Consider the following 5619-nt stretch of genomic DNA (forward strand, 5'->3'; position numbering starts at 1 on the left):
CTCAAACATGGCGGTTCCCCCAAACCAGGCCAGTTTTCACTGACGTTTCGTCTCACTGACATGCAAATGCGGCGGCCAAACGGCCAGAAAACTCAGCGCGCCGCCAGATTGGCGGCCGGAAAGATCGAGCATGTTTCGGTGCCGAAAGCCAGCAGCTTGCCGCCGCCATCCTTCAGCGTCGCTTCCGACACCGCCAACGTGCGGCCCTTGTGAACAACCCTGCCCTCGCAGACCACTTCGCCGGTCTTCGGCGTGATGGGACGCGTCAAATTCACCTTGAACTCCGCCGTCGTATAGGCCTCGCCCTTTTCGAGCAGCGTCTGCACGGCACAGGCCAGTGCCGAATCGAGCAGCGTCGCCGCCCAGCCGCCATGCACGCTGCCCAGCGGGTTGAGATGGCGCTCGCTCGGCATGCCACGAAAGACAGCGCGCCCTTCCGAGACTTCGGTGAGAGTGAAATTCAGCTGGAAGGAAATCGGCGGCGCCGGATACTTGCCGTCGACGATGCGCTGCAGCAATTCCAAACCGGTGTATTTCAGGATGTCGGCGTGCGGAATGGTGCCGAGGCCGAGCGGTGAGACCCGGCCAGGATAAAGTTCGACTTCGCTCATGTGAGGATTTCTCTGGCTGCGTCCTCGCCAGCTATGGCCTTGCCGCGTGCGTGATGTTTGCGCAAGGCGGCGAGGAAGCCGGTACGAGCGTCCGGCGGCTCGATGCCGCGCGGCTCATAGACGTGGCGGTTGAAGAAGAAGCCGGTGAGCCGGAAGGCGTCGTCGACATCAGCCGCATCCGCGCGCAGGCCGGAGCCGCGCTGCAGGAAGGCCGGCAGAGCCAGCATCCTGTCGCGCCATGGCAAACCGGCTTCGCGCGATACCGCGCGTCCCGACTTCGGCGAAACATAGGCCAGGTCCTGTCGCGTGCCGGTGGCGGCGCATTGGCTGAGATCGAGGCCGAAGCCGAGTTCGTCCAGCACCAGAAGCTCGAAGCGCGCCACCAGTTCTCCGGCAACGTCGGCGTCGTCGAGATGGACGATCATCACGGCAAGCGTTTCGTAGAGACCTTCATGCGCGTCGCGCTCGGGCAGCAGGCGCAGATGCGCGGCCATGGTCTGCAAGCCGTAGACGGCGACGGCGCTGTCCATCAACCGGGCAGCATTCATCTCGATCGCTTCGGCCTGGAACGTGCCGAGATGTTCATCAAGGCGCGCACGCCACAACAGGTCGACGCGATTGCCGGGCTGGAGGACGGGCTGCTGTTTGCGCGAACGGCCGCCGCGAACAAGGCCGAGATGACGGCCATGCGCTCGCGTCAGCACCTCGAGAATGGCGCTGGTTTCGCCATGCTTGCGGGTGCCGAGAATGATTCCCTCGTCGCGCCATTCCATTTCAGGAGCTTTTCACCGATCGGGTGGCGACATCACGGTATGGGCTTGGCTCCTGGGTAACTCTCACACCAATGCATAAAAAACCGCCCGCAGCGATGTGCTGCGGGCGGGCTGGTGAGGTCAGTCGATCTGCTAGAAATTGCGCTGGAAGCGGACGATGCCGCCGACGCTGCTCTTCTTGTCGGCCTTGGTCCAGTTGTTGAAGTCGAAGTCGTCGAATTTTCCTGCATTGAGGTAATCGACTTCAGTCGTGACCGTAAAGCCGGGCACAATGGTATAGGCAACGTTGGCAGCGACGCCGAGGTTCTTCCAGTCGTCATAGGAAATCTGGGCGTTGAACGAGGTCTTCTCGTTGAACTTGTAGGTGCCGCCACCCCAGACTGCCCAGTTACCGCCCCACGGCTTGTATTGGGTACGGCCTGTGCCGAAGTCGTTGATGTTGTCGTTGGTGCCGTAGCCGCCCATGACGAACAGCGTCAGTTCCTTGCTGACGTTGACGTCCAAACGGACCTTGCCGGCCACTTCCTCATAGTTGCTGTCATAGGCCACGACGCCAGTGATCGCACCCCAGTCGCCCTTGTACTTCAAGCCGCCGACGACATGCGGAACATAGCTGTCGATGGTGTTGACGGCGGTGCCTTCCTCAAGCGAGACCACGCCCGTGAAGCCGCTGCCAGCGTCGAAGTAATAGCTGATGAGATTGGTATCCTTGACACCATACGGGATGAGCGTGTCCTGGATGACATTGCCGGCATAACCGATGAACTGGTCGTATACCGTTTCATCCTTACCGACGCGCAGGCCACCGAGCTGGATCCAGGCGAAATTGAGGGTGGTGGTCTTGTTGCCGGCCTGCCAGCCGTTGTTGGCCGGGGTCTGGTCGGTATAGTCGCCGGAGGAGTTGCCGAACTGGAAGCGAGTTTCGGTGAAGGTTTTCAGCGTGCCGAGCTCGGTTTCCTGGCCGGTATAAGTCCTCAGCGTGAAACGCATGTTCTTATACCAGGTGTCGTTCGTTCCGCCGTCCATGTGATCGGGAACGTTGTTGGCGCCATCGAGCGAGCCGGAATCGCCGACGCCCATGTCGTAGCGGAGGTAGCCGCCGATGCGCAGGCAGGTCTCGGTGCCCGGAATATAGAAGTAGCCGGCGCCGTAGACGTCGCAAATCTTGACGTATTCGGCCGGTTCCGGTTCGGCGACGACGACAGCGTCGGCGGCGCGTGCGCCGCTGACCGCGATCAGGGCCGCGGCTGAGCCGAGAAGGAGGCTCTTGATGTTCATTTTCTGACCTCTCCAGTCATAGTTTTAAATGGCTTCGGATTTGTGGCTGGCGGCAATTTTTTCCCGCCTCACCCCCACAACGAAAAAGGCTCACACCGCTCGCCCTTTTCAGCGGCGAACATACCCATCGATCATCTGCCTTCAATGACGATTTCCGAAATAATGCCAATTCCGCGAACAGATTAATGCTGTGTTGCACAAATAACACTTGCCGCGATGGCGAATGGCACAAGTGGCACAACGTCACACATTGAATATATATACGGATACTTTCGCGACTAAATATAACTACGACGTTTTATATTTCTAAAAGACCGCACAATGTGGAATATCTACCTGGTTTTCGCCGACATCGACCTGAATCTTGCCGACCCCTCTATCGCCAGGTGACGCCCATTCGCCAATCCCACTCTGATGCCGAGGCGAAAAGCGGGATGACGCTTCCAAGCCTGTCTGCTTCTTCCAAGACGATCGAAACCCTGGAGCGCTGTGGTGTCCCCGATTGTGACAGCAGCCAAACGTTCAAAACGATTCCTCCGTGACGCCTCTCAGTCGACCTTGGCGACACGGGCGACGTGGTCGTCCGCCTCGATCAGGCGGATCGGCACTCCCGGGAAGCATGGCGTCGGTCGGAATGTCCCTGGTCGCGCCATGCGACGGCGGATGTTTGGCGACGGGACTGGGTTTTGGTTGGCTAGAGTGGCTTATCGTTCGGCGCTTCACGCTCGCGCGCGCGGTCGGCAAGGACTTCATCGATTACGTGACAGGATTTCTCAACCTCAACAGGGTTGGCGTCGATCTGTCCAGCGACCGTGATCAGCGCCTTCCAAAGCGTCCAGCCACGACCGCGCGCCCACATCGCCTCGTCGGCCGGAAGCCCGGCACGAAACGCCTCCCGGTTTTTGCCTTCAAACAGCGTCCACGCAATCGCCAGATCGCAGGCGGGATCGCCGACGCCGGAGGTTCCGAAGTCGATCACCGCGCTCAATCGGCCTTGCCTGACCAACAGGTTTCCCCAGCTGACGTCACCGTGGAACCAGACCGGCGCACCGTGCCATTGTGCGGCAAGTGCTGCCTCCCACACCGCACTGGCTGCGGCCGTGTCGATCTTGCCGTCGAGGGCGGCAATCGCTTGCCGGGCCTCGCCATCGTAGACGCTGAGTGCTCCGCCGCGAAAGAAATTGTGCTGTCCCGGCGCCGGTCCACCGGTGGCATCGATACGCTGAAGGGCGACCAGGAACGCGGCCAGGTCGGTCGCAAATTGCGGCAGGGTGGCAATCCGCTCGCGCTCTGCCGTCTCGCCTTCGATCCAGCGGTAGACGGACCAGTGCCAGGGATAGCTTTCGGCCGGAACTCCCATCGCCAGCGGCACCGGGATCGGCAGCGGCAGCAGAGGTGCGAGCCTCGGCAGCCAGCGATGCTCCTTTTCCACCTGCAGGGAATAGGCCGCGGCGCTTGGCAGTCGCACGGTCATCTCGCCGCCCAGATGAAAGGTCCTGTTGTCCCATCCGCCTGATGCAACCGGCCTGACCGGAAGATCCTTCCACTTGGGAAATTGCGTGGCGATCAATCGGCTGACAAGCGTTATGTCGATGTTCGGCTTGCTGACCATCGAGCCTAGCGCGGAAACTCGAGCCCCATTTCGCGGTAGCGCTCGGGGTCGTCGCCCCAGTTCTCGCGCACCTTGACGAACAGGAACAGGTGCACCTTCTGTTCGAGGATGCCTGCTATCTCCATGCGCGCCGCCTGGCCGATGGCGCGGATGGTCTCGCCCTTGTGGCCGAGAACGATCTTCTTCTGGCTGTCGCGCTCGACATAGATGGTCTGGTCGATGCGCACCGAGCCGTCCGGCTTCTCTTCCCATTTCTCGGTCTCGATATGCGAGGAATAGGGCAATTCCTGATGCAGCCTGAGATAAAGCTTCTCGCGCGTGATCTCGGCCGCGAGCTGGCGCATCGGCAGGTCCGAGATCTGGTCTTCCGGATAGTACCGGGGACCGACCGGCAGAGACTCGGCCAGATAATCGAGCACGTCCTTGCAGCCGGAACCGGTCAGCGCCGACACCATGAAGGTGCGCTTGAACGGCACCCTTTCGTTCGCTGCCGCCGACAGAGCCAGCAGCGCTTCGTGCTTGACGCGGTCGACCTTGTTGAGGATCAGCACCATCGGCTGGCGCACATCCTTCAGCCGTTCGAGGATGGCGTCGGCGTCGCCCCTGATGCCGCGCTCGGCGTCGATCAGAAGCAGTACGATATCGGCGTCCTTGGCCCCACCCCAGGCGGTGGTCACCATCGCCGTGTCGAGCCTCCGCTTCGGCTTGAAGATGCCGGGCGTATCGACGAAAACGATTTGCGCATTGTCATGCGTGGCGATGCCGCGCACGATGGCGCGGGTCGTCTGCACCTTGTGGGTGACAATCGACACCTTGGCGCCGACCAATTGGTTGACCAAGGTCGACTTGCCCGCATTGGGCGCGCCGATCAGCGCGACAAAGCCGGAATGCGTGGCGGCGGCTGTGGTCGCCGGCTCTTCGGTAGCGGTCATGCCGCGCTCCCTTCACTGGAGGGCCGCGAGCCCCCCGATTTTTGGGCCGATGCGGCGGCCCAAACGCCTTCGCGCACAAGAAATGCCGAAGCCGCCGCTTCTTCGGCCGCCCTGCGCGAGCCGCCGGTGCCGCTTATCGGCGCAAAGCCGCGGACCTGCAAGGATACAGTGAAGACCGGCTGATGGTCGGGTCCCTCGCGCTTGTCGATCACATACTCGGGTCTGATATCGCTGGTCTTGGCAATCCATTCCTGCAGATCGGATTTCGGATTGAGCGGCTTTGCGATCACCGTATGCGAGCGCGGTTCCCAATAGCGCAGGACGAACCGCCGCGCGGCCTCGATGCCACCGTCGACGTAAACCGCCGCAATCAGCGCTTCGACCGCATCCGCCAGATAGTTTCCGCCCGAGCC

Annotated in this window: 6 protein-coding genes; all 6 read right to left on the minus strand. The window is 61.4% G+C overall.

Annotated elements, in window-relative coordinates; genetic code table 11:
• Positions 1-92 precede the first annotated feature (92 nt).
• Positions 93-611, minus strand: coding sequence for a PaaI family thioesterase (locus EOA22_RS22685; RefSeq protein ID WP_013532579.1), 519 nt, complete (start codon positions 609-611; stop codon positions 93-95).
• On the minus strand, positions 608-1384 hold the full coding sequence (recO, locus tag EOA22_RS22690) for a DNA repair protein RecO (protein ID WP_013532580.1): 777 nt from the start codon (positions 1382-1384) through the stop codon (positions 608-610). The genes EOA22_RS22685 and recO overlap by 4 nt, the downstream gene beginning before the upstream one ends.
• Positions 1385-1516: 132 nt before the next feature.
• Positions 1517-2662 (minus strand): porin, encoded by a 1146-nt coding sequence (locus tag EOA22_RS22695; RefSeq protein ID WP_013532581.1) that lies wholly within the window; start codon positions 2660-2662, stop codon positions 1517-1519.
• A gap of 694 nt (positions 2663-3356) precedes the next feature.
• Complete coding sequence (locus tag EOA22_RS22700; protein ID WP_013532582.1) at positions 3357-4274, minus strand: aminoglycoside phosphotransferase family protein; 918 nt, start codon at positions 4272-4274, stop codon at positions 3357-3359.
• Positions 4275-4279: 5 nt separating this feature from the next.
• Positions 4280-5206 carry a GTPase Era gene (gene era / locus EOA22_RS22705; protein ID WP_013532583.1) on the minus strand — a complete coding sequence of 309 codons (927 nt, stop codon included), beginning with the start codon at positions 5204-5206 and terminating at the stop codon, positions 4280-4282.
• Positions 5203-5619, minus strand: a 417-nt coding sequence (locus EOA22_RS22710; protein WP_245478668.1) for a putative dsRNA-binding protein, incomplete at its 5' end; no start/stop codon positions are given. The genes era and EOA22_RS22710, both read right to left, overlap by 4 nt.

It is taken from the genome of Mesorhizobium sp. M7A.F.Ca.US.014.04.1.1 (genome assembly GCF_003998745.1).
Classification (GTDB): Bacteria; Pseudomonadota; Alphaproteobacteria; order Rhizobiales; family Rhizobiaceae; genus Mesorhizobium; species Mesorhizobium ciceri.

Excerpts from the sequence above, each read along its gene's own strand:
- EOA22_RS22685 (WP_013532579.1), bottom strand. The coding sequence starts at position 611 with ATGAGCGAAGTCGAACTTTATCCTGGCCGGGTCTCACCGCTCGGCCTC.
- recO (WP_013532580.1), bottom strand. The coding sequence starts at position 1,384 with ATGGAATGGCGCGACGAGGGAATCATTCTCGGCACCCGCAAGCATGGC.
- EOA22_RS22695 (WP_013532581.1), bottom strand. The coding sequence starts at position 2,662 with ATGAACATCAAGAGCCTCCTTCTCGGCTCAGCCGCGGCCCTGATCGCG.
- EOA22_RS22700 (WP_013532582.1), bottom strand. The coding sequence starts at position 4,274 with ATGGTCAGCAAGCCGAACATCGACATAACGCTTGTCAGCCGATTGATC.
- era (WP_013532583.1), bottom strand. The coding sequence starts at position 5,206 with ATGACCGCTACCGAAGAGCCGGCGACCACAGCCGCCGCCACGCATTCC.